Raw genomic sequence first — 24712 nt, forward strand, 5'->3', positions numbered from 1 at the left:
ATCCCGGCGCAGCCCCGCCCGGCGAACGGGGCGAAGGCGGCCAAGACGAAGCCGGTCGGCCGGATCCGCCTGCCGCAGAAGCTGCGGAACCTGGAGCTCGCGCTCCTCGTGTTCGCGTGCGTCATCAACGGTGCGGCGATCGTGCTCGTCCAGCTCGGCGCCCTCGGCCACATCGACACGCAGCTCGTGCTGCTGGGGGCGGGCCTGACGGTCCTCGCCTTCGGGATGCACATCGCGATGCGGTTCGTGGCGCGCGACGCCGACCCGTTCCTGCTGCCGATCGTGACGGTGCTGAACGGCCTGGGGATCGCGATGATCTATCGCATCGACATCGCCGAGCAGGATGCGGGCTGGGAGTCCGCGGCCGTCCGCCAGGTGGCGTGGAGTGCGATCGCGATCGTCGCGGCGATCGTGACGATCCTGCTGATCCGCAACCACCGCGTGCTCTTCCGCTACACCTACCTGTCGGGGCTCATCGCGATCGTCCTCCTGCTGCTTCCGCTCGTGCCGGGCCTCGGGCAGCGTCGCGACGGGGCGCAGGTGTGGATCGGCTTCGGCGATTTCGCGACGTTCCAGCCGGGTGAGATCGCGAAGATCGCCCTGGCGGTGTTCTTCGCCGGCTACCTCGTGCGTGCGCGGGATTCGCTGTCGATGGTCGGCACGAAGTTCCTCGGCATGCGCTTCCCGCGGGTGCGGGATCTCGGGCCGTTGCTCGTGGTGTGGGCCCTGTCGATGGCCGTCATCGTCTTCCAGCGCGACCTCGGCACCGGTCTGCTGTACTTCGGCCTGTTCCTCGTGATGCTGTACGTGGCCACGGGCCGCTTCTCGTGGGTGCTCATCGGCCTCGTCCTCTTCTTCGGCGGTGCGATCATCGCCGCGAGCTCGCTCGAGTACGTGAACGCGCGCGTCGTGAACTGGCTCGACGCCTTCAATCCGGACATCTACGATCGCGACCCCGGCGGCAGCTATCAGCTCGTGCAGGGCCTGTTCGGCCTCGCCAACGGCGGGCTGATCGGCACGGGCCTCGGGCGCGGGATGCCGGAGATCACCCCCGTCGCCCAGAGCGATTACATCATCGCGAGCCTCGGCGAGGAGCTCGGCCTCGGCGGGCTGTTCGCGATCCTCGTCCTGTACGTGCTGTTCGTGGCCCGCGGCTTCCGCATCGGCTTCGCCGGCCAGGACGACTTCGGCAAGCTCCTCGGCGTCGGCCTCTCGTTCGTCGTGGCGCTGCAGATCTTCATCGTCGTCGGCGGCGTGACCCGGGTCATCCCGCTCACGGGCCTGACGACGCCGTTCCTCGCGGCGGGCGGATCCTCGCTCGTCGCCAACTGGATCATCGTGGCGTTGCTGTTGCGCCTGTCCGACACGATCCGCAACCACCCGAGGCTGGTGATCGACGGATGAACCGTGAACTCAAGCGGGTCGCGATCCTGGCGATGCTGATGTTCGTGACCCTGTTCGTCTCCTCGACGATCATCCAGTACTTCCAGGCCGAGAACCTGAAGGACGATCCGCGCAATTCGCGCACCCTGTATGCGAGTTACAGCGTCGAGCGCGGCCCGATCCTCGTCGACGGGGAGCCGATCGCCTATTCGAAGCCGAGCGACGACCGATACCAGTTCCAGCGGGTGTACGCGAACGGCCCGCTGTATGCGGCCGTGACGGGGTATCTGCCGGTCAACGGCGAGCCGACGGGCCTGGAGCGGAGCGCCAACGCGTACCTCAGCGGCACCTCGAGTTCTCAGTTCTTCGATTCGCTGCTGCGGCTGGTCTCGGGCCAGGACCCGAAGGGCGCCTCGGTGGAGGTCACGATCGACCCGGTCGCGCAGCAGGCCGCTCAGGATGCCCTGACCAATGCCGGGTATCGGGGCGCCGTGTACCTCTCCGAGCCGAGCACGGGCAAGATCCTCGCCATGTACTCGACCCCCGGGTTCGACCCGAACACGCTCGCCGTGCACGACGGCGAGGAGGCCCTCGGGGCCTACGACGCGCTCGTCGCGGATCCGTCGAACCCGCTGTACAACCGGGCCACCGGGGGCAACATGAACCCTCCCGGCTCCGTGTTCAAGCTCGTGCTGACGGCCGCGGCGCTGGAGTCGGGCAAGTACACGCCCGAGTCGACCTTCCCGAACCCGACGGAGTTCACCCCGCCGGGCACGGATTCGGTCGTGCGCAACACCGAGGGGGGCAACTGCGGCGGCGGAGCCGAGGTGACCCTGGCGACGGCCCTGCGCCTTTCCTGCAACATCCCGATGGCCGAACTCGGCATCGAGCTCGGCGACGACGCGATCCGCGAGCAGGCCGAGAAGTTCGGCTTCAACACCGAGTTCGACATCCCGATGGGCACCGAGGCGAGCGTCTACCCGACCGAGCAGCTCGACGATGCGCTGACGGCGCTCACCGCGTTCGGGCAGGGGGATGTGCGCACGACGCCGATGCAGATGGCGATGGTGGCCGGCGCGATCGCCAACGGCGGGGTCGTGATGAACCCGAACGTGATCGAGAAGATCGTCGCCCCGGACTTCTCGACGCTCGAGACGTTCCAGGGTTCCGAGTTCGGCCGGGCGATCAGTGAGGAAACCGCCAAGACGATGACCGAGATGATGGTCAACGGCGTCGAGAACGGCGCCGCGAGTAATGCAAGAATAGACGGCGTCAGCGTGGCCGGTAAGACGGGTACGGCGGAGAACGGCGAGAGTGACCCGTACACTCTCTGGTTCACCGGTTTTGCCCCCGCCGACGACCCTCAGTATGCGATCACCGTGGTCGTGGAAGATGGCGGGGGACTTGGGCAGGACGGATACGGCAACCTCGTTGCCGCACCCGTGGCGAGACAGGTACTAGAGGCGGTGCTGAACAAATGAGACCGAGCGCAGGGCTGACCTTCGGGGGACGCTACGAACTGCAGTCCCGGATCGCCATCGGCGGCATGGGCGAGGTGTGGAAAGCCACCGACCTCGTCATCGGCCGTCAGGTCGCCATCAAGATCCTGAAGGACGAGTATCTCGGCGACCCCGGCTTCCTCGAGCGCTTCCGCGCCGAGGCGCGCCACGCCGCCCTCGTGAACCACGAGGGCATCGCGAACGTCTTCGACTACGGCGAGGAGGAGGGCAGCGCCTACCTCGTCATGGAGCTCGTGCCCGGCGAGGCGCTCTCCACGATCCTCGAGCGGGAGCACGTGCTCTCCACCGACAAGGTGCTCGACATCGTCGCGCAGACGGCCGCGGCCCTGCAGGCCGCGCACGCGGCCGGCCTGGTCCACCGCGACATCAAGCCGGGCAACCTGCTCATCACGCCCGACGGGCGGGTGAAGATCACCGACTTCGGCATCGCCCGCATCGCCGACCAGGTGCCGCTGACGGCGACCGGCCAGGTCATGGGCACGGTGCAGTACCTCTCGCCCGAGCAGGCCTCCGGCCACCCGGCGAGCCCGACGACCGACATCTACTCGCTCGGCATCGTCGCCTACGAATGCCTCGCGGGCCGTCGCCCGTTCACGGGCGAGTCGCAGGTCGCGATCGCGATGGCGCAGATCAACGAGACGCCGCCGGATCTGCCGGTGACGGTCTCGGAGCCGGTGCGCAACCTCGTGTATGCGTGCATCGCGAAGAACCCGGCGGATCGGCCGCAGTCGGCCGCGCATCTCGCGCGTGCCGCGCAGGCGCTGCGACGCGGCGACATCCAGGCCGCAGCCGCTGCGGTTCCGGCGGTGCTCGGCGCGAACGGCACGCTCACGGGCGCGACGATGCTCATGCCGCGGCAGAACGGCGCGCCGACGGCCGCGACGACGGTGCTCTCCGCCCAGGACGGGGAGGCCGGCGACGAGGGCGAGGAAGAGGGCGAGAAGAAGAAGCGCAGCCCCTGGACGTGGCCGCTGATCGTGCTCATCGCGATCCTCGCGATCGTGCTCATCGGCACGATCGTCGCCCTGATCGTGAACTCGAACAACGGGTCGCCCACGACGACCTCGACGCCGGCGACCCGCCCGACGCAGACGCAGACGCAGTCGGAGGAGCCGCCGGAGACGAGCGAGGCCCCGCAGACCGTGACGGTCGACCGCAACGCGCTCATCGGCATGAACATCGACGAGGCGCGCGGCGTGCTCGAGCAGATGGGTCTGGCGACCGAGGCGCAGCCGGGTGCGGCCGCGACCGACCCGCAGGCCGAGAACACCGTCTCCGACGTCAGCCCCTCGGGCGAGGTCCAGCAGGGCACGACGATCACGCTCACCTACCTGACGGCCCCCGAACAGCCCGCGGCCCCCGGCAGCGCGCCGAACGTGTCCCCGTCCAGCGCGGTCATCCCGGGCAGCCAGGTGCGTGTCAGCTGGCCGGCCCAGAGCTGCCCGGCGGGGCAGTCGCTCTCCGGCTACCAGGTGAACGTCTCGGCCGGCAGCGCGCCCGCGCCGGTCGGGCCGACGACGACCGAGCTCAGCTTCGACGCCCCCGATCAGGACTTCGAGGTGTCGTTCATGTACTACTGCGGGAAGCTGAGCTCGCCGAACTCGCCGACGACGTCGGTGACGGTGCTCGCGGCTCCTCAGCCCACGACCCCGCCCGGCGACGAAGAAGGCGACGGCTGAACCGACGACCCCTGCCCAACAGTGAACGGAGCTGCGTATGAGCGATGAAGGACGGTTGATCGCGGGTCGATACCGCGTCGGCGCCCTCATCGGTCGTGGCGGCATGAGCGACGTCCATGCGGGCGACGACCTGCGCCTCGGCCGACGCGTCGCCATCAAGCTCCTGAAGCCGCAGCTCGCGACCGATCCGGCGTTCCGCATGCGGTTCCGCCAGGAGGCGCAGTCGGCGGCGCGGATGGCGCATCCGACGATCGTGCGCGTGTTCGACGCGGGCGAGGAGACGGTCACCGACTCCGCGGGGCAGGAGGTGCAGCTGCCCTTCATCGTCATGGAGTTCGTCGAGGGCCGGCTGCTGAAGGACATCATCGCCGACGGCCCGGTCGAACCGCAGGCCGCGGTACGCATCATCGACGGTGTGCTGACGGCCCTCGAGTACTCGCATCGCGCCGGCGTCGTGCACCGCGACATCAAGCCGGGCAACATCATGATCACCACCGCCGGTCAGGTGAAGGTCATGGATTTCGGCATCGCCCGGGCGGTGTCGGATTCGGCGACGACGGTCGCGCAGACGACCGCGATCCTCGGCACGGCCTCGTACTTCTCCCCCGAGCAGGCCAAGGGCGAGACGGTGGATGCCCGAACCGACCTGTATTCGACGGGTGTCGTGCTCTTCGAGCTGCTCACGGGCCGCCCGCCGTTCCGCGGCGACACTCCGGTCGCGGTGGCCTACCAGCACGTCAGCGAGCAGCCGATCAAGCCGAGCCAGGTGAACCCGCGGGTCTCTCCGGCCCTCGACGTCGTCGTGCTCCGCGCGCTCTCGAAGGACCGAAACGCCCGGTATCAGTCGGCCGCGGAGTTCCGCGAGGACGTCGACGAGGCCGCGGCCGGCCGGGTACCCGTGAATCGCCACACAGCCGATGAGACGGCGATGCTGTTCGGCGCCCCGGCTTCCCAGCTGACGAGCTCCGAGCTCGCCCTCCGCCAGCTCGCCGAGGACGAGACCATGCACCGCACGCAGCGGCGCCCTCCGGCGACATGGATCTGGGCGGGGATCATCGCCGTCGTCGTCGTGGTGGTCGCCGTCATGTTCTGGGCGGTCAACCTCGTGCCGACCAACGACATCCCGAGCAATGCCCGCGAGGTGCCGCAGCTGGCCGGCAAGGTCTACGACGATGCGAAGGCCGAGCTCGAGGAGCTCGGGCTGACGGTGACCCGCGTCGACGAGGTCGACGAGAAGGTCGAGGCCGGGCTCGTCTCGCGCACCCTGCCCGAGGCCGGCGAGATCGTCGGGCTCGAGACGAACGTGCGCGTGATGGTCTCGACGGGCCCGCAGCCCGTCGAGGTCCCCGACCTGCGGAACAAGAACCTCGAGGATGCGAAGCTGCAGCTGAGCGAGGCCGGGCTGAAGGCCGGCGCCGAGCGGCGTGAGAACTCGCCGACGGTGGCCGCCGACATCGTGCTCGGCACCTCGCCCGAGCAGGGCCAGACGCTCGAGGCGGGCAGCGCCGTGGACCTCGTGCTCTCGAGCGGCAACGTCACCCTGCCCGATCTCACCGGCCAGCCGGTATCGGATGCGAGCGCGGTGCTGCAGGCGGCGAACCTGCAGCTGAACGCGATCCCGACCGCCGACCCGAGCTGCAAGGAGGCCGACGGCAACCCCGTCCTGCACCAGTCGCTCGCACCGGGCGATGTGCCGCAGCATTCGGACGTCGAGCTCCGCTACTGCACGGGCAAGCGGTAGCGGGTGCGCCGCCGCCCGCGGGCGGCCCCGCAGCGCCGGCGCGCGCCCGCGCAGCCGGGTGCGGCGTCAGCCGGCGGGTGCGGCTCAGCCGGCGCGCAGCAGCGGGTCGAGGCCCGCGGCCGTTTCCCGCGCACCCTCGAGTCCGACGGCGGCGAGCCAGTTGCCGAGCATGCGGTACCCGCCCTCGGTGAGCACCGATTCCGGGTGGAACTGCACGCCGGTGATCGGGGCCGACTCGTGCCGGATGCCCATGATGACGCCGCCGGGGGTGCGGCTCGTGACGACGATCTCGGGCGGCAGGGTGCCGTCGACGATCGCGAGCGAGTGGTAGCGGGTCGCGGTGAAGGGCTGCGGCACGTCCCGGTAGAAGGCGTCGTCGTCGTGCTCGACGATCGAGGTCTTGCCGTGCATGAGCTCCTCGGCCTGCGTGACGACGCCGCCGAACGCCTCGGCGATGGCCTGGTGCCCGAGGCAGACGCCGAGCAACGGCATCCCGCGCCGAAGCGCTTCGTGGACGACGGCGATCGAGACGCCCGCGCCGGCCGGGGTTCCGGGTCCGGGCGAGAGGAGCACCGCGTCGTAGGCGTCCAGCGCGGCGGGCAGTCCGGCCTCGCCGACGGCGTCGTTGCGGATGACGTCGGTTTCGGCGCCGAGCTCCTGCAGGTAGCTGTTCAGCGTGTAGACGAAGCTGTCGTAGTTGTCGATGACGAGCACGCGGGTCATTGGTTCACCGTGACTTCGATGGGGTTCACGATGCCGTCCACCCACGGGAACACCCAGGTGAAGAGCGCCCAGACGACGGCAGCGATGAGAGCGAGCAGGATGATGAGCCGGACCCACCAGGGGCCGGGGAGGACGCGCCAGAGTGCACCGTACACGCTCACTCCTTCCACGCGGCGACGTCGGCCGCGATCGCCTCGGGCGGGCCGGCGGCCGCGGGTCGCCACGACTCCAGAACACCATAGGCGATGATGCGTTCTTCGGTGGAGAAGATGGGGTTGCACGTGGTGAGCGCGATGATGCGATCCGTCGGGGCGACGTCGGGCTGGTGCGGCACGGGCGCGAGCACCTGGAGGGTCGTCGGCGTGACGTACTCGAAGTCGCGGAACGCGTAGGTGTACCAGCCGTCCGGGGTCTGGATGTAGATCTTGTCCCCCATGCGGAGCTGTTCGATCTCGTGCATGCCGCCGCCGTAGGCGCTGCGGTGCGAGGCGATCGCGAAGTTGCCGACGCCGCCCGGGCGGGCCGTTTCGGGGTAGTGGCCGACGCCGAGCTCGGAACTGTTCAGCACGTCCAGGCCGATGCCCTCGGCGACGTTGCGCTGGGAATCCTCGCCGAAGCGGGGCACGTACATGATCGCGAAGGTCTCGGCGTTGGCGAGCTTCGCGTCGCTGACGACCGGGTCGCCGTAGTCCTCGGGCGCCGGCGGCGGCACGGACGGGTCGCGGGCGGCCTGATCCCACTGCTGGCTGAGCGAGGAGGCGGAGCCGGACTGCTGACCGGCCATGATCGCGTCGTTCCACCACAGCTGCCAGGCGAGGAAGAGCAGGATGAGCACCCCGGCGGTCAGCAGCAGCTCCCCGATGACGCCGATGACGCTCACGCGGTGCCGGGGGCGGGCGGAGCCGTTGCGGCCCCCGAGATCGCCGGCATCGGCCGCTGCCGCCCGAGCGGCTCGACGGGTCGCACGGTCTGAGCGGTCGGACATACGCGCGAGTCTAACCGCCGGGCGCTGCGAGGGGCTGAGGTCACGCTGTTTCCGCCCGGCCTCGCAGGCTAGAATCGTCGGCATGGCACGCACGAAATCATCGAAGCCCGAGCGCGCGGAGCAGCCGAGCGGCGAGGAGGCTCCCAACGCCGTCTGGTTCAAGCCCGTCATGTTCGGCTTCATGCTGCTCGGGCTGGCCTGGATCATCGTCTTCTACGTCTCGAGCGGCACGCTTCCGGTGCCCGGTCTCGGGCCGTGGAACATCCTCATCGGCTTCGGGATCGCCTTCATCGGCTTCCTCATGACGACGCGCTGGCGCTGAGTCCCCCTTAACGCCCACAATTACACCCGTGTAACTCTCCCCACATGTGGAGAAGTTGTGGATAACCGCCGGCGGCGGCCCTGCGACTCAGCCGAGCAGCGGGAAGTACAGGTAGCGGCCGGCCAGCACGAGCAGCACGACCGCGATCGCCGCGAGCAGCCAGGCCTGCAGGGTGCGCTGCGAGCGCTTCCGGGTCTCCATGAAGACGAAGCCGGCCACGGCACCGGCCACGAGCCCGCCGAGGTGGGCCTGCCATGAGATGTTGACCCCGGGCAGGAAGCCGATCACGAAGTTGATGCCGAGCAGCACGAACAGCTGCGTGGTCTGCCCGCCGAGGCGGCGCTGGATGACGAGGAACGCGCCCATCAGACCGAAGATCGCCCCCGAGGCGCCGACGACGGCCGAGTTCGGCTCGGCGAGCCAGACGACGCCGACCGAACCGCCGAGGCCGGCGATGAGATACAGCGCGAGATAGCGCCACCGACCGAGCAGGCTTTCCAGCAGCTGCCCGAAGATCCAGAGCGTGTACATGTTCAGGGCGACATGCAGCACGAACCCCGTCGAGTGCACGAAGACGGCCGTGATCAGCCGCCACGGTTCGAACGAGAGCCCGCCGACCCCGGCGAGTGCGGCATCGCTCACGTACAGCGGTGAGAACAGCAGCCGGTTCGTGATGTCGAGGCCGGGGATCCACTGCAGCAGGAAGACGAGCAGGGTGACCCCGATGATGCCGTAGGTCATGACGGGCGCACCGCGGCCGGCGGCCGAGCGCACGCGCGTGAGCACGGCGGGCTTCGTCTTCGGCGCCTGCGCGCGCTGCTCCTTCATGCATTCGGGGCAGATCACGCCGACCGGCGCCTGCGTCATGCATTCGGGGCAGATGGTGCGCCCGCATCGCTGGCAGAGCACATAGCTCTGCCGGTCCGGATGCCGGTAGCAGGTGTCTCCGGAGCCGGCCGTGTTCGTCACGGGCGGTTAGACCTCTTCGACGGCGATGTGCTCGATCACGACGTCGTCGAGCGGACGGTCGCGGCCGTCGGTCGGCACGCTCGCGATCTTGTCCACGACGGCCTGGCTGGCGGCGTCGGTGACCTTGCCGAAGATGGAGTGCTTGCCCTGCAGCCACGTGGTCGGGCCGACGGTGATGAAGAACTGCGAGCCGTTGGTACCGCGGCCCATCTGGATGCCGGCGTTGGCCATGGCGAGCACGTAGGGCTCGGTGAAGTCGAGCTCGGGGCTGATCTCGTCGTCGAACTGGTAGCCGGGGCCGCCGATGCCCTGGCCGAGCGGGTCGCCGCCCTGGATCATGAAGCCGGGGATGATGCGGTGGAAGACGACGCCGTCGTAGAGCGGTTCGTTCTTCTTGTCGCCGGTGGCCGGGTGCGTCCACTCGATGTCGCCCGTGGCCAGGCCGACGAAGTTGCGGACGGTCTTGGGTGCCTGGTTGCCGTAGAGGTCGACCTTGATCGGCCCGAGGTTCGTGGTGATGGTCGCGACAGCGGTGGGGTGTGCCATGGCATCCATCCTCCCATAGCGGGCCTGGGCGGAGGCCTTGCGAGACGGCCGCGGAGGGCGGATCCGCACCCCCTGCCTGGGATCTCGCCGAGTCCTCTCCCCGATTCGGGCCCGTTGGGTGGCAAGATGGAGGAAGTTCGCTGCCGATTGATGGAGGTCGAGATGAGCCTGTCACGCACGCGCCGGAAGGAACTCAAGCGACTGCGCAGCAGTGCCGAGGACCTCTGGAACAACCAGCAGACCGTCCTCGAGCAGGCGAATCATGTCGCCCGCGAGGCGAGCCGCCAGCTCGGCAACGTCACGCGCGAAGAGGTCGTGCCGCGGGTTCGAGACGGGTATGAGCAATACGTGCGCCCCGCCGCGCACCAGGCGCGCCGCACCGTCGAGAACACGGCCGGCGGCGTCCTCGGATCGCTGCTGTCGATCGGCGACATCGCCCAGGATGCGCGTGTGCGCCGCACGGTCGGCCGTGTGGCCCCGAAGGCTCTGCCGCCGCAGAAGAAGAAGCGCGGCTTCGGCACCTACCTCGCGATCGGCGCCGGCGTGGCCGCGGCGGCCGCGGTGGTCTACGCGGTCTGGCAGACGTTCCGCGCCGACGACGAGCTCTGGGTCGCCGACGACGAGCCGGGCTCGAACCCCGAAGGCTGAGTTCCACGAAGAACGACCCCGCCCGTGCGGGGTCGTTCCGGCGTCCCCGAGTGGATGCCCGAGCGCGCTCCGGCATCTTCGTGGAGCGTTTTTCGGAAAACCCTTGCGCACCGTCATCGCGTCTGACTATGCTCGGTTTCTGGCCCTGTTTCACCGAACGAGAGGAGTTGAGCCCGATGATTCAGTATCGATTCGAATCCACACCACGCGGCATCCTCCTCGCCGGGGTCTGCTAACAGCACGCTGCGCACGCCGTCCTTCGGGAGCGTGCCCGTTCGTGCCTCGGTGCACGCGCTCAACGCGTGCCGCCGGCTCCCGCTGATGCCGTCGGCATCGCAACCCGCGCCCGGTCTCCGGTTCCCGGAGCAACGCCCGGTCGCATCCCCGGCCGGATCGGCGATCCACCGCTGATCCTTCTTCTCGCACCATCGACGTTCGTCGTGCCCGGCGACCGTCCGACGACGGCGCGCGCCCGCGCGCCGTCATCCGCGCACCACCCTTCATCGATAGGAATCGACGTGACCACGCAGTTCATCACCACCCACCCGCCGCAACGCTCCGCCGTGCGCCTGGCCTTGCGCCAGCGCGTGGCACGCCGCACCGGCATCGCGCTGCTCGCCTGGAGCCGCCGCAGCGCCGAACGCGCCGCAGACCGCGACCGCGCCGTGAGCGTCGTCGCCGTGGCCGAGGCCGAGGCGCTGCTCCGCCGCGACCGGCTGAGCATCGAGCTCGCGGCCATGCCGCACCGGCTGCTCTGATCATGGCGGCCGGCACCGAGGCACCACGACGAACCGCCCGGTTCGGGATCCGCTCCCGCACCGGGCGGTTCCCGTTTCGACACCCGGCAGGGCCGGCGGATCAGACCTCGGCCGGCACCCCGTCGGCGGGTTCGTCGCGTTCGAGGCGCAGTGCGACGTCGACGAGCGAGACGCGCCGCAGCCGGTCGATCTCGTCGAGCCGCACCCACCGCGCCTCGTCGCTCGAACCGTCGATCTCGTGCTGCAGGCGGCCGCCGGTGACGTGCGCGCGGTACACGATCCGCAGCGCATAGAGGTCGTCGTCGCCGGCGATGCGGTGTGCGAGGGGGATGATCGACCGGTCGATGCCGAGCAGGCGGTCGATCGCGGCGTCGTAGCCCGTCTCCTCGCGGATCTCGCGGACCGCGGCGTCGACGGGGTGCTCGTCGCCCTCGAGGCCGCCGCCGGGCAGGGTCCAGCCGCTGCGGCCGTTCGCGTTCCAGTGCGAGAGCAGCATCCGCCCGTCGTCGATGATGACGCCGTACGCGGCGATGCGGATATCCATCCCGTCACCCTACCCGCGAGCCGGCGGACCACGTCATCAGCGAACGGGCGCGGCCTCCTCGTCGACGGGCGCACCCGTCTTGACCGGGGCGGAGGTGCGCTGGCTGAGCGTGCGCGAGAGCCGCTCGGCGAGCCACCCCAGCGCGAGGTTGATCACGAGGAACATGAGACCGGCGACGATGAGCGCCGGCAGCAGGTTGCCGTTCGAGGAGCCCAGCAGACGCGCCTGCCGCAGGAGTTCGGGGTAGGTGACGAGGTAGCCGAGCGCGGTGTCCTTCAGCACGACGACCATCTGCGCGACGACCGAGGGGGTCATCGCGAGCAGCGCCTGCGGCAGCTGGATGTTGCGGAGCGTCTGCCCGGGCGTGAGACCGATCGACAGGCCCGCCTCGCCCTGCCCCTTCGGCAGCGTGTGCACGCCGGAGCGCACGAGCTCGGCGATGACCGATCCGTTGTAGAGGGTGAGGCCGATGACGACCGCCACGAACGGCGACTGCTCGCCGTCGACGATCTGGTTGAACGACAGCAGGTACCACAGGAAGATCATCATGATCAGCACCGGCACGGCCCGGCAGAACTCGACGATCGCCGTCGAGACGGCACGCACGATCCGCTGCTGCGAGAGGCGGCCCATGCCGAAGACGAGGCCGAACACGATCGAGGCGACCATTGCGATCCCCGCCGCCTCGAGGGTGCGAAGCGCACCCGGCAGCAGGTTGTCGAGCCACGCGGAGGGCTGCAGGAACGGCTCCCACTTGCTCGGGGCCAGCTGCCCCTTCTCGCCGAGGGCGAGCAGCACCCAGACGAGGATGCCGAGCACGATGAGCGTGCCGAAGACGTTCAGGACGGCGACCCGGCGGCGCGTGCGGCGGCCGGGCGCGTCGAAGAGGAGGTGGGTGTCGCTCATCGGCTGACTCCGAATCGTCGGGAGAGGGATGTCGTGATGAGGCCGATCGGCAGGACGACGGCGACCCAGCCGATCGCGACGACGACGAAGATCGGGAAGATCATGTTGCCGTTCTGATCGATCGCCGTGATCATGAACGACGAGGCCTGCACGACGCCGGCGGCCTGCGCCACGGTCGTGTTCTTCGCGAGGGCGACGAGGGTGTTGCCGAGGGGCGTGATCGCGCCGCGGATGGCCTGCGGCAGGATGACGAGGCCCATGACCTGGCCGAAGCCGAGGCCGATGGATCGGGCCGCCTCGGACTGGCCGACCGGAACGGTGTTGATGCCCGAACGCAGCGACTCGCACACGAAGCACGAGGTGTAGAGCGTCAGGCCGAGCACGGCGAGACGGAAGCTGTTGGTGGAGATGAAATCGCTCGACTCCTCGGAGGCGAGCACGACGCCGAGCTGCCCCCACAGGCCGAGCGAGCACGCGAGGATGACGAGGGTGAGCGGCAGGTTGCGGACGGTGTTGACGTACATCGTCGCCGCCCGGCGGAGGCTGCCGACCGGCGAGACCCGCATGATGGCCAGCACGGTGCCCAGCACGAACGAGAACACCGCCGCCCAGAACGTCAACTGGATGCTGACCCAGAACGCCCCGAAGTAGTCGTACTGCAGCATCACGTCCCAGATGCCGGAATCAGGCTGGTCCATCGTGTTCACCGTTCGTGGGGTCGGGGGTGGGGCGGTGACGGCGACCCGTGCGGATCGCCGTCACCCGGTGCCGGGATCGCCCGGCGGCGGATCAGGGTGTGGATGCCGGCTCGGCCGATCCACTCGCCCGATCAGAGGTTCTTGTCGCACCCGCGCGGGCTCGGCGGGTTCAGCTCCGCGTTCGGCGTGTAGGAGTCGCCGAGGTTCTTCGCGACGAGCTTCTCCCAGGTGCCGTCCGAGAGGATCTCCTCGATGGCCTCGTTGATCGGCTCGCAGAGCTCGGAGTCCTGCTTGATGCCGACGCCGTAGGGCTCTTCGGAGAAGGGCTTGCCGACGATCTTGAACTGGCCCGCGTACTCGTCCTGCGCGGCATAGCCGGCGAGGATGACGTCGTCGGTGCTGACGGCGTCGACGGTGCCGGCGGCGAGCAGCTCGATGCACTCCGAGTAGGTCTGCGCCGGGTAGAGCTGGGCTTCCTTGGCGTACTCGTCGCGCAGGCGCTCGGTGGAGTTGGATCCCTCGACGGCGCAGAGCGTCTTGCCGTTCAGGTCCTCCGGGCCCTTGATGTCGTCAGCGTCGGCGGGGACGAGCACATCCTGACCGGCGACGAAGAACGGCCCGGCGAAGTCGATGACCTCGTCGCGCTTCTCGTTGATCGTGTAGGTCGCGAGGATCATATCGACCGTGCCGTTCTGGATGAGCGTCTCGCGCTGCGCCGAGACCGACTCGGTGAACTCGACCTCGTAGCCCATGCGCTCGGCGATCTCGCGTGCCATGTCGGCGTCGAACCCGGTGAACTCCGAGCCCTGCTTCAGGCCCATGCCGGGCTGGTCGAACTTGATGCCGACCGTGAGGGTCTTCGCGTCGTCCTTCGCCTCGTCGGCACTGGATCCGCCGCCGCTGCAGCCGGTCAGTGCGATGAGGCCGGCGACGGCGACCGCCGCCACGCCGATTCGCTTCGTGTGCATCACGTGTGTACTCCTTCGGGGATGGGAGGTGGTGGGCCGTCGGCGTCGCCGCCGGCCCGGCGCGCTGGGGATCAGTGCGCGAGGACTTTGGAGAGGAAGTCTTTGGCCCGGTCGGTCTCCGGGGCGTCGAAGAAGTCCGCCGGGGCCTTCTCCTCGACGATGCGCCCGTCGGCCATGAACACGACCCGGTCGGCGACGCGTCTGGCGAAGCCCATCTCGTGGGTGACGACGATCATCGTCATGCCGTCGGCGGCGAGGTCGGACATGACGTCGAGGACCTCGTTGATCATCTCGGGGTCGAGCGCCGAGGTCGGCTCGTCGAAGAGCATCAGCTTCGGCTGCATCGCGAGGGATCGGGCGATCGCGACGCGCTGCTGCTGGCCGCCGGAGAGCTGGGCGGGCAGCTTATGGGCCTGGTCGGCGACGCCGACGCGCTCGAGGAGCTCGCGGGCGCGTTCCTCGGCCTGCTTGCGGCCGAGACCGCGCACCTTGCGGGGGCCGAGGGCGACGTTGTCGAGCACGGTGCGGTGGGCGAAGAGGTTGAAGGATTGGAAGACCATGCCGACGTCGGCGCGGAGCCGGGCGAGTTCCTTGCCCTCGTCGGGCAGGGGCGATCCCTCGATGGTGAGGGTGCCGGAGTCGATCGTCTCGAGTCGGTTGATGGTGCGGCACAGCGTCGACTTGCCCGACCCCGACGGACCGATGACGACGACGACCTCGCCGGGGGCGACCGAGAGGTCGATATCGGTGAGGACGTGGTGGTCGCCGAAGTACTTGTTGACGCCGGCGAGTTCGACGATCGGGGTCGTGCTCGAAGCGGCGGCCGTTCGGGTGGATGACACCGGTTCGGGGGAGTGCATGGAACGAAGCTAGTGCATTTATGTTTCGTATAACAGCGCGAAGTGCAACGGGATGGCAACGAAGCACGAGGATCCGCCCGTCAGTCCGCGAATTTCCGAAACGTATCTCTTCTGATGCGCTGCATGCGCGACGCCGAACCCCGGCCTGTGCCGCCTCCGCCCCGTGATGCCTCAGGGGCGGCGGCGGATCGGGGCGACGCCGTTGTCGTCGCCTCGGGCGTGGAAGTCGCGGATGAGGCGGGCCAGGAGGTCCGCCTTCTCCACGATGAGGCCGTGGGTGGCACGCGGTACGATCGCCAGTTCGCCGTCGGGCAGCGTCTCGTACATGCGGATCGCGTGGTCGAATCGCACCTCGTCATCGTCGCCCAGGACCACGAGGACCGGCATCGCCAGCGTGCCGAGATCGTCTTCGGACAGCCTGGGTTCGTTCTCGTGCATCCGGTTCGACTTGGCCGTGACGGTCGGCCAGTGCGCTGCCCCGTCCGGCGACACCTCGGCGTATGCGTCGGCCATGAACGCCGGTGGTTCTCCGTCCAGCACCCCGGCCCGCCACCCTTCGACGTGGAAGGGGGCGCCGCCGAAGACCAGACTGGCGACCAGCTCGGGCCGCGACAGCGCGAGATGAAGCCCGACGATCGCACCGGCGCTCCACCCGAAGACGTGGGCTCGGCCGACCTCCATCCCGTCGAGGAGCGCCGCGGTGTCGGCAGCCATGTCGGCGAAGTGCCACTCGCCGTCACGGTCGGGGGTGTGGCCGTGACCGCGCTGCTCGGGGGTGACGATGCGGTAGTCCTCGATGAGTTCAGCACGCAAGGGGCCGAGCGCCCGCGCATCGGTGCCGCCCGGATGCAGCATCAGGAGCACCTCGCCGTCACCGCCGTCGGCGCACCACATGCGGTCGTGGCTCTCCGCGATGTCTCGCGCGTCGGATGGCTGAATTCCCCCCATGACACACCCTCCCCTGTGGTTTCGGGTCCAATCCTGCCGGAGTCGCCCTCCGGAGACCAGAAGGGATTCTCCGATACGTATCCCGGGATTCCCGCGACGGGCTTCCGACCCTCAGGAGGCGAGGCTCCCGGCATCCGAGCGAACGATCCTGCCCAGGCGGACCACGCCGTCCTCCTCCGCCTCCCGCTCGAAGCCCTCGCTCGCGTAGAGGGCGAGGTTGCCCTCGCTGCCCGAGCCGGTGCTGAGCTCGAGGCGGTCGCAGTCGGGCTCGAGTTCGGCGATCGCCCGGCGGAGGAGCCGGCGGCCGATTCCCCGGCCGCGGAGGTCGGGCACGACGGCGAGCCGGCCGATGTGCCCCGTACGTCCGTCGAGGCGGGTGCGGAACATCCCGATCAGCCGGCCGTCGAGCCAGAGGCCCGTCGTCGTCCATTCGGCCAGCCAGCGTTCGACATCCGCCAGGCTCTCGTGCAGCGGCTCCAGCTCGAGGGTGGCGTTCGCGCGTGCCTCGTCGACCCAGCAGCAGCGCTGCAGCACCATGACCTGCCCGGCGTCGTCCGGGCCGATGGGTCGCGTATGGCTTCCGCGGATCGGCCCGGCCTGGGCGGCGGGCCGGGCCGCCTCCCGCATGGGCGCGAGGGCGTGGGCGAGGCGGACGAGTTCGTCGAGCAGGCGGGTCGCGGATGCCTCGAGGCGGGGGGTCCCGAGGACGCGGCCGTCTTCGACCATCTCGCCGAGGCGGATCGCGATCGTCTCGCCGAGCGGGACGAGACGGAGCGTGGTGATCACCTGCTTCGCGTGCTGGACCGAGCGAGTGCCCGCCGAGGTGTTGCCGTAGCTGACGAAGCCCATCGGCTTCCAGGCCCATTCGGCGCTCAGGTAGTCGAGGGCGTTCTTGAGAGTGGCCGGCATGCCGTAGTTGTACTCCGGGGTCACGACGATGAAGGCGTCGGCTGCGTCGACGAGTCTGCTCCAGGCCAGGGTGTGCGGCTGCCGGTAGACGCCGGACGACGGATGCTCCTCCTCGTCGAGGAAGGGGAGGTCCAGTTCGCCGAGCGAGACGGGCGCGAATTCGACGCCGAGTTCCGCGGCGGCCGGGCCGAGTGCGGTGAGGAGCCAGTCCGCGACGGCGGGGCCGGTCGCCCCGGGGCGCGTGCTGCAGGTGAGGACCATGACTCGAGTCGTTTTCGTTGACATGTAAACAACGCTAGGCGATAGGATGTTTACATGTCAATGAACCGACCGGGCTCGGCCGCCCCCTGGCTGCGCGAGGACGAGGAGCGCGCCTGGCGCGCCTTCCGCCGCATGATGATCGCCGTGCAGTCCGGCACGGTTCGGGATCTCGGCGAGACCGGCCTCTCGGCGCCGGACTACGAGGTCCTCAGCACCCTGGTCGAGCGCCGCGAGACCACGAGCACCCTGCACGCCCAGGCGACGAAGATGGGCTGGTCGAGAAGCCGGCTCTCCCGACATGCGAGTCGGATGGAGGAGCGGGGCCTGATCCGACGCGCCCCCGACCCGGACGACGGGCGCGGGTGCCTCCTGATCCTCACCGGCCTCGGCCGTGACGCCCTGCGCGAGGCGACGCCGGTGCATCTGACCTCCGTGCGCAGCCGCTTCGCCGACCGCCTCGACGAACGCGACCTCGAAGACCTGATCCGCATCGCGGAGAAACTCGCCGGCGGATCGGGTCACGCCTGAAACCGTGGAGGTAGCGCGACAGTGTTCGAACCTTGCCCCACACCTGAGATCGGCAATCTCAGCGCACCCTCAGATCCGCTGTCAGCGCCTCGCGCAACGGCTGCGCGATCGCGGCTGCGCGATCCCCAGGGGCGGGAACGGTAGCTGACCTCGCTCTGCGCAGAGTCACACAGCAGACTCTCGGCCGATCAATTCGAGGAGTCCGGGAAAGCGGGCGTCGAGGTCATGCCTGCGCAGGGTGACCTCGCTGCGGTTGCCCCGGTCGACCTGGTGCACGAGGCCCGCTTCGCGGAGCACTTTGAAGTGGTGGCTGCGGGTGGATTTAGACACGTCGAGGCCGAAGCTCGTGCAGGAGCGCTCGCTGCCGTCGGCGTCGTTGACGAGGTCGTGGATCACACGGCGTCGGTGCGGGTCGGCCAGCGCGGACAGCACCGCACCGAGGTCGATCTCGTCAGGCTCCACGCCATCCTTGCTCTTCGGCATCGTCACACTCGGTCTCCGTCCAGCATCAAAGGTTCGACTTGTATCGTACCTCATGGTCGTGTCAATCTAGGTTCGTTATACATCGAACCTTAGTTGCTTATCGAACCAAAGGAATGCCCGTGCCACGACCTCGACTAATGCTCGCCGTCATCCTGTTCGCCCAGTTCGTCATCCCGCTCTCGATCTCAGGCACCGCCGTCGCGCTGCCCGAAATCGCGTCCACGCTCGGGGCGAGTCCGACGCCGCTGCAGTGGGTCGTCAACGGGTTCAACGTCGCCTTCGCGGTCTGCACGATCGTCTGGGGCGTGTGCTCCGATCGCATCGGGTACACCCGCTCGTTCCAGATCGGCATCGTCATCGCTGCGCTCGGCGGCGTCCTCAGCACCTTCGCCACGAACATCGCCCTCCTCGACACGGGCCGTGTCATCGCGGGTATCGGCTCGGCGGCCGTGCTCACCGGCGCGGCACCCATCCTGAGCCATCTGTTTCATGGCGCTGACCGCGCGAAGGCGTTCGCACTGTTCGGCACGATCAACGGCCTCGGTCTCGCCGCAGGCCCCGCGCTCTCCGGCCTGCTGATGTCGGCGTGGGGGTGGCGCGGCATCTTCGCCGCGCACACGATCGTCCTGCTCCTGGCCCTTGTCGGATCGATGCGGCTTCCGCTGCTCGGGCGCGCGAACACGTCGCTGCGCCAGATCCTCGATTTCTCCGCGTTGAAGGCTCCGAAGTTCCTCACGATGACGCTCGTGCCGATGGCGGGAGCGATCGGGTTCGTCACGTTCCTGACCTACCTGCCCAGCGCGCTCGGCGCGATCCACAGCCTCGCTGCCGGAGCCACCGGAGCGCTCATGCTCATCATGACGATCCCGGTGCTCATCGCACCCGTTCTCGTGCACCGGGTCCTGGAACGCACCCGCATCACACCGACCGGGATCGTCGCGGCATCCTTCGCATGCCTCATCCTCGGCGGCGTCGGGGTGCTCATGCTGCTACGGCCGGACCTGCCGGTCGCGCTCGGTGTTGCTCCGATGATCCTGCTCGGACTGGGCTTCGGCCTCCCGCTCGGCATCGTCGACGCCGAAGCCCTCGCCGCCGTGCCCGCTGAACGAGCCGGAGCCGCCTCCGGCGTCATCAACCTGTTCCGCATCGGCTCCGAAGCCGTCTTCGTCGCCCTCTTCGCCGTGATCCTCGCCACAGTCGTCACAACCGCGCTCCCAGGCCGGAGCGGACAGCTCGTCGCGTCGGGCGAGCACGGTCACCCCTGGATCTACCACGACGGACTGCTCGCCGCAGGGATCACCATGATCGGGATCGTCATCGTGCTGGGCATCGTATTCTTCGCACTCACCCGCGCTGTCAGCCGCACGCCTGCGTTGGGAGAGCAGCTTGGGGAGCAGTAGTCATGCGTACCGCCCAAGGAGAAGTAGGTCGCTGGTGCCAGCACTCGCCGCTCGGACCGCGAGATCGTCGCGCTTCCTCAGCTTCGATATCTGCGCATCCACCTTCTTTTCCTTATCGCTCGAGTTCGGGAGGATACGCCCGCTACACCGAGACAGGTCGCGGGCTGGCCTCGATCACCGCGTCCAGGGCGGTCACCGATGCGCGCAGCGCGTCGATTCGCGCCAACAGTTCCGCGCGCTCGGTGATGAGTTCGTCGTAGAGGTCACCGCAAGACAGGGCGAGGCCTGCGTCGTGCTGGCGCATGCACGGCAGGATGCGTTCGAGCTTGCGGGTGCTCAAGCCCGCCGTAAGCAACGCCTGGATGCGCTGCACGTGCACCACATCCGTGTCTTCGTAGACCCGATAGCCGCTGGGCATCCTCGTCGGGTGCAGGAGGCGCTGCTCCTCGTAGTAGCGCAGCGACCGCACACTCACACCCGAGCGCTTCGCCAGCTCACCGATCCGCATCTGCCCTCCCTCCACGACTTGACTCTCACATCAATGTCAGAGTTTAGCGTCGAACGTATGCCCGCATCGACCCCTGTCTCCCGCCCGGCCGGAGTACCGCACCTGCTCTCATTCGCGTTCATCCTCGGCGCATTCGCGCTGGGCACCTCCGAGAACGTCATCGTGGGGATCGTGCCCCGCCTGTCCGAAGCATTCGAGGTGTCAGTATCGAGTATCGGTCTGCTCGTGACCGCCTACGCGGGAACCGCAGTGATCGCCGGCCCCGTTCTCTCGCTCCTGACCGCTCGTATACCGCTGCGCGTGCTCACGCTGTCCGCGCTCGTGGTCTATGCGGCGGGCACGGTGCTCGCGGTCTTCGCGCCGTCGTTTCCGGCGCTGCTGATCGCGCGGATCGTCACGGGCGCGCTGCACACCTCCGTGCTCGTGTCGTTCATGCTCACGGCGATCCGTCTCGCCCCCGACGGTCAGCGAGATCGCACGGTCGGGCGGATCACGCTCGGCCTCGGTATCGCGACCGTGATCGGCGTGCCCATCGGCAATGCCCTGGCCGAAGCCTGGAACTGGCAGTGGGCATTCGCGTTCATCGCCGCCCTGGTCGTCGCGACCTCGGCGATCATGCTGGTCGTCTTCCCCGACGATCGTGCCCCGCGCGGTGAGGCGGGCTGGCGCTCTCTGCGGGTGCTGGCACGTGGCAGCGTGCTCGGTGGCGTCGCGATGAGCGCGCTTACCGGACTCGGCGCGATGACGCTCCTCGCGTTCGCGCTGCCTTTCCTTACCGGTACCGGTATCAGAGAAAACGCGGTCGCCGCGCTGCTCCTGGTCTACGGGGCCGCGTGCCTGGCCGGGAACGTCATCGGCGGCAGACTCGCCGACCACAGACTCGCGCGGGCACTCCTCGTCACCCTCACCGCCACTGGAATCGCCCTGCTCATCGCGGGCCTGCTGGCCGGAAGCCGCCTCGGAGCGGTGATCGGACTGGCGCTCGTCGGCCTGACCTACTTCGCAACCTTCCCGCCACTGAACACCTGGATCGCCACGCACGCGGCAGGCATCGCCCCTGACCTTGCGCTCGCGGTCAACAGCTCGGCGTTCAACATCGGCATCGCCGCAGCCGGTTCCCTCGGCGGTTTCGCCCTGAGCGCGGGCCTCGCGGCCGCCCGGCTTCCCTGTCTCGGGGTCGGAGCTGTTGCGGCGGCGCTCGCTGTGGCCTGCCTCACCGTTCGACAGAAAGGGCCTAAAGATGCGCCGCCCTGAACCGAGTCGGCTATTGCGCGAGGCTTTCTTCCGTGTGCGAGGTGAGTCCATCCAGGTAGCGCTGGATGGCCTCGGCGCTGTTGGAGAGTGTCGCGATACGCTCCCGGATCGTATCGAGTTGTGCGCGCAGTTCCGGGGCGACCACCGGGCACGCGCGCAGAGCCGCGCCGTCGGATGCCGCGCACGGCAGCACGGTGCGGATGGCAAGGAGCGTGAGCCCGCCTCGGACAGCGCGACGATCTGCCGGGCGGTCTGCACGTCGGCGTCGTCGTATTCCCGATCGACCTCCTCAAAACCGAGCAAACCAACGCAAGAACCCTGCCCCCGCAATGATGCGGGGCAGGGTTCGAACATTCAACTTTACGTGGAGCCTAGGAGAATCGAACTCCTGACATCCTGCTTGCAAAGCAGGCGCTCTACCAACTGAGCTAAGGCCCCGTGCCCGATCGATTCTAGCGGATGGCCGCAGTCGCTCGGACCGTCCAGGATACCTGTCACCCCGGGGTTGACATGACGCAGAGCGCCTGCCACGCTGATCCCATGAACGGTAACCCCAGGGGTGACAAAGGATGAACGATCCGGAGTGGATGCGGGTGCTCGCGCACCGCGTGCGCGACGGCGAGCTCGTCGTGCGGGAGACCATCGCCCGCTTCGAAGCGGCCGGCGTCACCCCCGGGGACCTCGCGCCGCACCTCGCGGACGGGGGCGACCGTCTGTACGCGGCGGCTGCGGCCGGCGACGACGAGTGGGCCGATGCGTTCGGCGGGCTCCGCTCGGTCGCGCTCATCGCCGCGGAGGTCGGCGCCCTGATGTCGCACCTCGTCGCACGCGCCGCGAGCATCCGCGGACTGAGCATCGACGGCCTGCTCGACGAGTACAGCGCCGTCACCGTCGCCGAGGCGCTCGGCGTGGCCCGCCAGAAGGTGTACGGCCTCGCGAAGCCGCACGTCGATCCCGACTATCTCGAACGAAGCCCTTGGAGTGGATCATGAACGAACTGCGTGAATCCGTCGCGCTGCCCGATATCGCCGAGCAGCGATACGTGCACCCCGTCGACCTGCCGGAAGCCCGGAACCCGTATGTCCGCGGGTGGTGGTTCGGCCGGGTGGGCTCCATCCCCGTGGTCGTCGCCGTCGGAGCCCTCGTGTGGGCGATCGGCGGGAACGTCTTCGGCGTCGCTGCGGCGGCGCTCAGCGTGCTGCTCATCGGTGTGTTCGTGGGCCGGGTGCTCACGAATCGCGCCTGGGAGCACATTCCGCGGAAGCGCCAGGACCGGACCCGCGAGCCGTGGAGCACGGCTGCGGCCGCGATCGATGCGGCGGCCCTCGTCGTCATCGCGCTCGCCGTCCTCATCTCGCTGCAGACGCATCCGCTCCCCGACGAGGTCGTCGCCTACGCAGTCGGGTCGGGGGCCGGCATCGTCCTCCTGCAGATCGTCGAGCTCGTGGTCGCGGTCCTGCGCGGACGCTCCGGGTGGCGCATGGCGCTCCTCGTCGCGGGCGTCGCGGTGGCGGTCGCACTCGTGGCGGCCTTCGGGGTTCGGGCCGGCTGGGGCGAAGACCTCGTTATGCCCGCCGTGCTCGGCGCCGTGATCATCGTGCTGGTGCAGCTGGGGTGGTGGGCTGTGACCGGTCTCGCCTCGCGCCGACGGGATGCGGCCGTCGCATGAACGCCGTCGAGGTCACCTCGCTGCGGAAGACGTTCGGCGAGCTCGTCGCCGTCGATCGCGTCGGGTTCACGGTCGAGCCGGGCGAAGTGTTCGGCATCCTCGGCCCGAACGGGGCCGGCAAGAGCACCACCGTCGAATGCCTGACCGGGGCCATCACCCCGGATGCCGGCATGGTGCGCGTGCTCGGCGTCGACCCTGCCGCCGACCGCGCCACGGTGCGCGAGAAGGTCGGCTACCAGCTGCAGTCCGCCGTGCTGCCGGCGGCACTGCGGGTCGAGGAGGCCATGAGACTGTACGCATCCTTCTACGCGAACCCGCAGCCGATCGGGGAGTTGCTCGAAGCCGTCGGCCTCCGCGAGCACCGCAGGCGGCCCTTCGGCAAACTCTCCGGCGGGCAGCAGCAGCGCCTGTCGATCGCCCTCGCCCTCATCGGTTCGCCCGAGGTGGTGGTGCTCGACGAGCTGACCACGGGGCTCGACCCGCAGGCGCGCCGTGAGGTGTGGGCGCTCGTCGAGCGCGTCAAGGCCCGCGGCGTCACCGTCATCCTCGTCTCGCATTCGCTCGACGAGGTCGAGCGACTCTGCGACCGGCTCACGATCATCGCGGCGGGCCGGACGAAGTTCATCGGCACTCCCGCCGAACTGCGCGGCGACGCGCGCACCCTCGAAGACGCCTACGTCACCTATCTCGATGCACACGACCGGAGCGATCGCGCATGAATGCCCTCCGTACCCTCACCGCGACCGAACTCCGTCTCTTCGCACGCACCCCGACGAGCGTCTTCATGGCGCTGCTGCTGCCTTCGCTGCTGCTCGTCCTGCAGGGGTTCGTCATCCCGGGCATGAACGAGCCGATGGCGGGCGGTTCGCTGCGCACGATCGACCTGCTCATCCCGATCGCGTTCACGGTCGCGCTGCTCAGCGTGGCGGTCATCAACTACCCGACGGCGATCGCCGGCTACCGGCAGCTGGGCGTGCTGCGACGCCTGGACGTCACGCCCGTCGGCGCACCGCGCGTGCTGTTCGCACAGTGGATCGTGAGCATCCTGTCGTATGCGGCCGCGGTCGCCGTGACCGGAGCGTTCGCCTTCCTCGCGTTCGGTGCCTCGGTGCCGCGGAACCTCGTGCTCGTGATCGCGATCATCGCGCTCGGTGCGGTGACGATGATGGCGGTCGGTTCGATCATCGCGGCGCGGGCGCCGAGTCCGCAGGCCGCGAACGGCATCGGGATGCTCGTCTTCATCGCATCGCTCTACACCGCCGGGGTGTGGACGCCGGGCGACACGATGCCCGAAACGATGCGGACGGTCTCGGGATTCACGCCGCTCGGCGCGATGAGCCAGTCGCTCACGTCGGCCTGGTACGAGGGCACCGCGACGCTTGCGCCCATCCTGGTCATGGGCGCCTGGGCGCTGATCTGCTCGCTCCTCGCCATCCGCCTGTTCCGCTGGCGCTGATCGGCGGCGGGCTCCGCCCTGCGGGTCCGGCCTGCGGGTGGTCCGC

At 69.0% G+C, this 24712-nt stretch carries 28 protein-coding genes and 1 tRNA gene; 14 read left to right on the plus strand and 15 right to left on the minus strand.

Going from position 1 to position 24712, the window contains the following annotated elements:
* From G127AT_RS07565 to pknB, 4 genes are read left to right on the plus strand one after another with little or no spacing between them, the layout of a single operon-like run.
* Positions 1-1404, plus strand: a complete 1404-nt coding sequence (locus G127AT_RS07565; RefSeq protein WP_244857933.1) for an FtsW/RodA/SpoVE family cell cycle protein — start codon at positions 1-3, stop codon at positions 1402-1404.
* Entirely contained in the window at positions 1401-2864 is a 1464-nt protein-coding gene (locus tag G127AT_RS07570; protein WP_210901575.1) for a peptidoglycan D,D-transpeptidase FtsI family protein, read from the plus strand. Before G127AT_RS07565 ends, G127AT_RS07570 begins: the two co-directional genes overlap by 4 nt.
* On the plus strand, positions 2861-4582 hold the full coding sequence (locus G127AT_RS07575; RefSeq protein WP_210901577.1) for a protein kinase domain-containing protein: 1722 nt from the start codon (positions 2861-2863) through the stop codon (positions 4580-4582). Before G127AT_RS07570 ends, G127AT_RS07575 begins: the two co-directional genes overlap by 4 nt.
* A 37-nt stretch (positions 4583-4619) precedes the next feature.
* The gene (gene pknB / locus G127AT_RS07580) at positions 4620-6323 is read left to right on the plus strand and encodes a Stk1 family PASTA domain-containing Ser/Thr kinase (protein ID WP_210901579.1); all 1704 of its coding nucleotides are present in this window, start codon (positions 4620-4622) and stop codon (positions 6321-6323) included.
* An 84-nt stretch (positions 6324-6407) separates the two neighbouring features.
* Here pknB and G127AT_RS07585 read toward each other — a convergent pair whose 3' ends face one another.
* Genes G127AT_RS07585 through G127AT_RS07595 form a run of 3 tightly spaced genes read right to left on the minus strand, consistent with a single transcriptional unit; the run spans position 6408 to position 8031 of the window.
* Positions 6408-7046 carry an anthranilate synthase component II gene (locus G127AT_RS07585; RefSeq protein ID WP_210901580.1) on the minus strand — a complete coding sequence of 213 codons (639 nt, stop codon included), beginning with the start codon at positions 7044-7046 and terminating at the stop codon, positions 6408-6410.
* Positions 7043-7201, minus strand: coding sequence for a hypothetical protein (locus tag G127AT_RS07590; protein WP_210901582.1), 159 nt, complete (start codon positions 7199-7201; stop codon positions 7043-7045). Before G127AT_RS07590 ends, G127AT_RS07585 begins: the two co-directional genes overlap by 4 nt.
* A gap of 2 nt (positions 7202-7203) precedes the next feature.
* Positions 7204-8031 (minus strand): class E sortase, encoded by an 828-nt coding sequence (locus tag G127AT_RS07595; protein ID WP_210901584.1) that lies wholly within the window; start codon positions 8029-8031, stop codon positions 7204-7206.
* Between G127AT_RS07595 and G127AT_RS16375 the strand changes: the two genes are divergently transcribed.
* On the plus strand, positions 7916-8353 hold the full coding sequence (locus G127AT_RS16375; RefSeq protein ID WP_425305891.1) for a cell division protein CrgA: 438 nt from the start codon (positions 7916-7918) through the stop codon (positions 8351-8353). The two genes, G127AT_RS07595 and G127AT_RS16375, sit on opposite strands and share 116 nt — an antisense overlap.
* Before the next feature lie 87 nt (positions 8354-8440).
* Here the strand turns inward: G127AT_RS16375 and G127AT_RS07605 are convergent, their stop codons facing one another.
* On the minus strand, positions 8441-9322 hold the full coding sequence (locus G127AT_RS07605) for a rhomboid family intramembrane serine protease (RefSeq protein ID WP_244857832.1): 882 nt from the start codon (positions 9320-9322) through the stop codon (positions 8441-8443).
* 6 nt (positions 9323-9328) lie between these two features.
* Entirely contained in the window at positions 9329-9868 is a 540-nt protein-coding gene (locus G127AT_RS07610) for a peptidylprolyl isomerase (RefSeq protein WP_210901588.1), read from the minus strand.
* A 162-nt stretch (positions 9869-10030) separates the two neighbouring features.
* On the opposite strand from G127AT_RS07610, the gene G127AT_RS07615 reads away from it, so the two are divergent.
* Both G127AT_RS07615 and G127AT_RS07620 read left to right on the plus strand, forming a co-directional pair.
* A complete protein-coding gene (locus G127AT_RS07615; protein WP_210901590.1) occupies positions 10031-10516 on the plus strand; it encodes a DNA helicase in 486 nt (161 codons plus the stop codon).
* 518 nt (positions 10517-11034) lie between these two features.
* A complete protein-coding gene (locus G127AT_RS07620; RefSeq protein ID WP_210901592.1) occupies positions 11035-11274 on the plus strand; it encodes a hypothetical protein in 240 nt (79 codons plus the stop codon).
* 100 nt (positions 11275-11374) lie between these two features.
* On the opposite strand, the gene G127AT_RS07625 is transcribed toward G127AT_RS07620, so the two are convergent.
* The 7 genes from G127AT_RS07625 to G127AT_RS07655 form a co-directional block, all read right to left on the minus strand.
* Positions 11375-11818, minus strand: coding sequence for an NUDIX hydrolase (locus tag G127AT_RS07625; protein ID WP_210901594.1), 444 nt, complete (start codon positions 11816-11818; stop codon positions 11375-11377).
* A 36-nt stretch (positions 11819-11854) separates the two neighbouring features.
* Positions 11855-12724: an amino acid ABC transporter permease gene (locus tag G127AT_RS07630; protein WP_210901596.1), complete on the minus strand. Its 870-nt coding sequence runs from the start codon at positions 12722-12724 to the stop codon at positions 11855-11857.
* Positions 12721-13422, minus strand: coding sequence for an amino acid ABC transporter permease (locus G127AT_RS07635; RefSeq protein ID WP_210901598.1), 702 nt, complete (start codon positions 13420-13422; stop codon positions 12721-12723). The genes G127AT_RS07630 and G127AT_RS07635 overlap by 4 nt, the downstream gene beginning before the upstream one ends.
* A gap of 131 nt (positions 13423-13553) precedes the next feature.
* Positions 13554-14390: a glutamate ABC transporter substrate-binding protein gene (locus G127AT_RS07640; protein ID WP_210901932.1), complete on the minus strand. Its 837-nt coding sequence runs from the start codon at positions 14388-14390 to the stop codon at positions 13554-13556.
* 71 nt (positions 14391-14461) lie between these two features.
* Positions 14462-15250: an amino acid ABC transporter ATP-binding protein gene (locus G127AT_RS07645; protein WP_280527615.1), complete on the minus strand. Its 789-nt coding sequence runs from the start codon at positions 15248-15250 to the stop codon at positions 14462-14464.
* Positions 15251-15421: 171 nt separating this feature from the next.
* Positions 15422-16198: an alpha/beta fold hydrolase gene (locus G127AT_RS07650; protein ID WP_244857834.1), complete on the minus strand. Its 777-nt coding sequence runs from the start codon at positions 16196-16198 to the stop codon at positions 15422-15424.
* A 111-nt stretch (positions 16199-16309) separates the two neighbouring features.
* On the minus strand, positions 16310-17392 hold the full coding sequence (locus G127AT_RS07655; protein WP_244857836.1) for an NADPH-dependent FMN reductase: 1083 nt from the start codon (positions 17390-17392) through the stop codon (positions 16310-16312).
* Between the two features lie 30 nt (positions 17393-17422).
* On the opposite strand from G127AT_RS07655, the gene G127AT_RS07660 reads away from it, so the two are divergent.
* Positions 17423-17896, plus strand: a complete 474-nt coding sequence (locus G127AT_RS07660; RefSeq protein ID WP_244857838.1) for a MarR family winged helix-turn-helix transcriptional regulator — start codon at positions 17423-17425, stop codon at positions 17894-17896.
* A gap of 165 nt (positions 17897-18061) precedes the next feature.
* Here the strand turns inward: G127AT_RS07660 and G127AT_RS07665 are convergent, their stop codons facing one another.
* Positions 18062-18379: an ArsR/SmtB family transcription factor gene (locus tag G127AT_RS07665; protein ID WP_210901600.1), complete on the minus strand. Its 318-nt coding sequence runs from the start codon at positions 18377-18379 to the stop codon at positions 18062-18064.
* A 119-nt stretch (positions 18380-18498) separates the two neighbouring features.
* Here G127AT_RS07665 and G127AT_RS07670 point away from each other — a divergent pair, with 119 nt between their 5' ends.
* Entirely contained in the window at positions 18499-19779 is a 1281-nt protein-coding gene (locus tag G127AT_RS07670; protein ID WP_342344065.1) for an MFS transporter, read from the plus strand.
* 142 nt (positions 19780-19921) lie between these two features.
* Here G127AT_RS07670 and G127AT_RS07675 read toward each other — a convergent pair whose 3' ends face one another.
* Entirely contained in the window at positions 19922-20287 is a 366-nt protein-coding gene (locus G127AT_RS07675; RefSeq protein WP_210901604.1) for a MerR family transcriptional regulator, read from the minus strand.
* A gap of 57 nt (positions 20288-20344) precedes the next feature.
* Here G127AT_RS07675 and G127AT_RS07680 point away from each other — a divergent pair, with 57 nt between their 5' ends.
* Positions 20345-21541: an MFS transporter gene (locus G127AT_RS07680; RefSeq protein WP_210901606.1), complete on the plus strand. Its 1197-nt coding sequence runs from the start codon at positions 20345-20347 to the stop codon at positions 21539-21541.
* A 365-nt stretch (positions 21542-21906) separates the two neighbouring features.
* Here the strand turns inward: G127AT_RS07680 and G127AT_RS07685 are convergent.
* Positions 21907-21979 (minus strand) — tRNA-Ala (locus tag G127AT_RS07685).
* Between the two features lie 131 nt (positions 21980-22110).
* Between G127AT_RS07685 and G127AT_RS07690 the strand changes: the two genes are divergently transcribed.
* The 4 genes from G127AT_RS07690 to G127AT_RS07705 are packed head-to-tail and all read left to right on the plus strand — an operon-like array spanning position 22111 to position 24666.
* Complete coding sequence (locus tag G127AT_RS07690) at positions 22111-22533, plus strand: hypothetical protein (RefSeq protein ID WP_210901608.1); 423 nt, start codon at positions 22111-22113, stop codon at positions 22531-22533.
* A complete protein-coding gene (locus tag G127AT_RS07695; protein WP_210901610.1) occupies positions 22530-23210 on the plus strand; it encodes a hypothetical protein in 681 nt (226 codons plus the stop codon). Before G127AT_RS07690 ends, G127AT_RS07695 begins: the two co-directional genes overlap by 4 nt.
* On the plus strand, positions 23207-23929 hold the full coding sequence (locus tag G127AT_RS07700) for an ABC transporter ATP-binding protein (RefSeq protein WP_210901612.1): 723 nt from the start codon (positions 23207-23209) through the stop codon (positions 23927-23929). Before G127AT_RS07695 ends, G127AT_RS07700 begins: the two co-directional genes overlap by 4 nt.
* Positions 23926-24666, plus strand: a complete 741-nt coding sequence (locus G127AT_RS07705) for an ABC transporter permease (RefSeq protein WP_210901614.1) — start codon at positions 23926-23928, stop codon at positions 24664-24666. The genes G127AT_RS07700 and G127AT_RS07705 overlap by 4 nt, the downstream gene beginning before the upstream one ends.
* The last annotated feature ends 46 nt before the right edge of the window (positions 24667-24712 follow it).

This window comes from Agromyces archimandritae (assembly GCF_018024495.1).
GTDB lineage: Bacteria > Actinomycetota > Actinomycetes > Actinomycetales > Microbacteriaceae > Agromyces > Agromyces archimandritae.

Coding starts and splice junctions, on each gene's coding strand:
- G127AT_RS07570 (WP_210901575.1), top strand. CDS start 1,401: ATGAACCGTGAACTCAAGCGGGTCGCGATCCTGGCGATGCTGATGTTC.
- G127AT_RS07575 (WP_210901577.1), top strand. CDS start 2,861: ATGAGACCGAGCGCAGGGCTGACCTTCGGGGGACGCTACGAACTGCAG.
- pknB (WP_210901579.1), top strand. CDS start 4,620: ATGAGCGATGAAGGACGGTTGATCGCGGGTCGATACCGCGTCGGCGCC.
- G127AT_RS07585 (WP_210901580.1), bottom strand. CDS start 7,046: ATGACCCGCGTGCTCGTCATCGACAACTACGACAGCTTCGTCTACACG.
- G127AT_RS16375 (WP_425305891.1), top strand. CDS start 7,916: ATGACGCTCACGCGGTGCCGGGGGCGGGCGGAGCCGTTGCGGCCCCCG.
- G127AT_RS07595 (WP_210901584.1), bottom strand. CDS start 8,031: ATGTCCGACCGCTCAGACCGTGCGACCCGTCGAGCCGCTCGGGCGGCA.
- G127AT_RS07610 (WP_210901588.1), bottom strand. CDS start 9,868: ATGGCACACCCCACCGCTGTCGCGACCATCACCACGAACCTCGGGCCG.
- G127AT_RS07615 (WP_210901590.1), top strand. CDS start 10,031: ATGAGCCTGTCACGCACGCGCCGGAAGGAACTCAAGCGACTGCGCAGC.
- G127AT_RS07625 (WP_210901594.1), bottom strand. CDS start 11,818: ATGGATATCCGCATCGCCGCGTACGGCGTCATCATCGACGACGGGCGG.
- G127AT_RS07630 (WP_210901596.1), bottom strand. CDS start 12,724: ATGAGCGACACCCACCTCCTCTTCGACGCGCCCGGCCGCCGCACGCGC.
- G127AT_RS07635 (WP_210901598.1), bottom strand. CDS start 13,422: ATGGACCAGCCTGATTCCGGCATCTGGGACGTGATGCTGCAGTACGAC.
- G127AT_RS07640 (WP_210901932.1), bottom strand. CDS start 14,390: ATGCACACGAAGCGAATCGGCGTGGCGGCGGTCGCCGTCGCCGGCCTC.
- G127AT_RS07645 (WP_280527615.1), bottom strand. CDS start 15,250: ATGCACTCCCCCGAACCGGTGTCATCCACCCGAACGGCCGCCGCTTCG.
- G127AT_RS07650 (WP_244857834.1), bottom strand. CDS start 16,198: ATGGGGGGAATTCAGCCATCCGACGCGCGAGACATCGCGGAGAGCCAC.
- G127AT_RS07655 (WP_244857836.1), bottom strand. CDS start 17,392: ATGTCAACGAAAACGACTCGAGTCATGGTCCTCACCTGCAGCACGCGC.
- G127AT_RS07660 (WP_244857838.1), top strand. CDS start 17,423: ATGTCAATGAACCGACCGGGCTCGGCCGCCCCCTGGCTGCGCGAGGAC.
- G127AT_RS07665 (WP_210901600.1), bottom strand. CDS start 18,379: ATGCCGAAGAGCAAGGATGGCGTGGAGCCTGACGAGATCGACCTCGGT.
- G127AT_RS07675 (WP_210901604.1), bottom strand. CDS start 20,287: ATGCGGATCGGTGAGCTGGCGAAGCGCTCGGGTGTGAGTGTGCGGTCG.
- G127AT_RS07680 (WP_210901606.1), top strand. CDS start 20,345: ATGCCCGCATCGACCCCTGTCTCCCGCCCGGCCGGAGTACCGCACCTG.
- G127AT_RS07690 (WP_210901608.1), top strand. CDS start 22,111: ATGAACGATCCGGAGTGGATGCGGGTGCTCGCGCACCGCGTGCGCGAC.
- G127AT_RS07695 (WP_210901610.1), top strand. CDS start 22,530: ATGAACGAACTGCGTGAATCCGTCGCGCTGCCCGATATCGCCGAGCAG.
- G127AT_RS07700 (WP_210901612.1), top strand. CDS start 23,207: ATGAACGCCGTCGAGGTCACCTCGCTGCGGAAGACGTTCGGCGAGCTC.
- G127AT_RS07705 (WP_210901614.1), top strand. CDS start 23,926: ATGAATGCCCTCCGTACCCTCACCGCGACCGAACTCCGTCTCTTCGCA.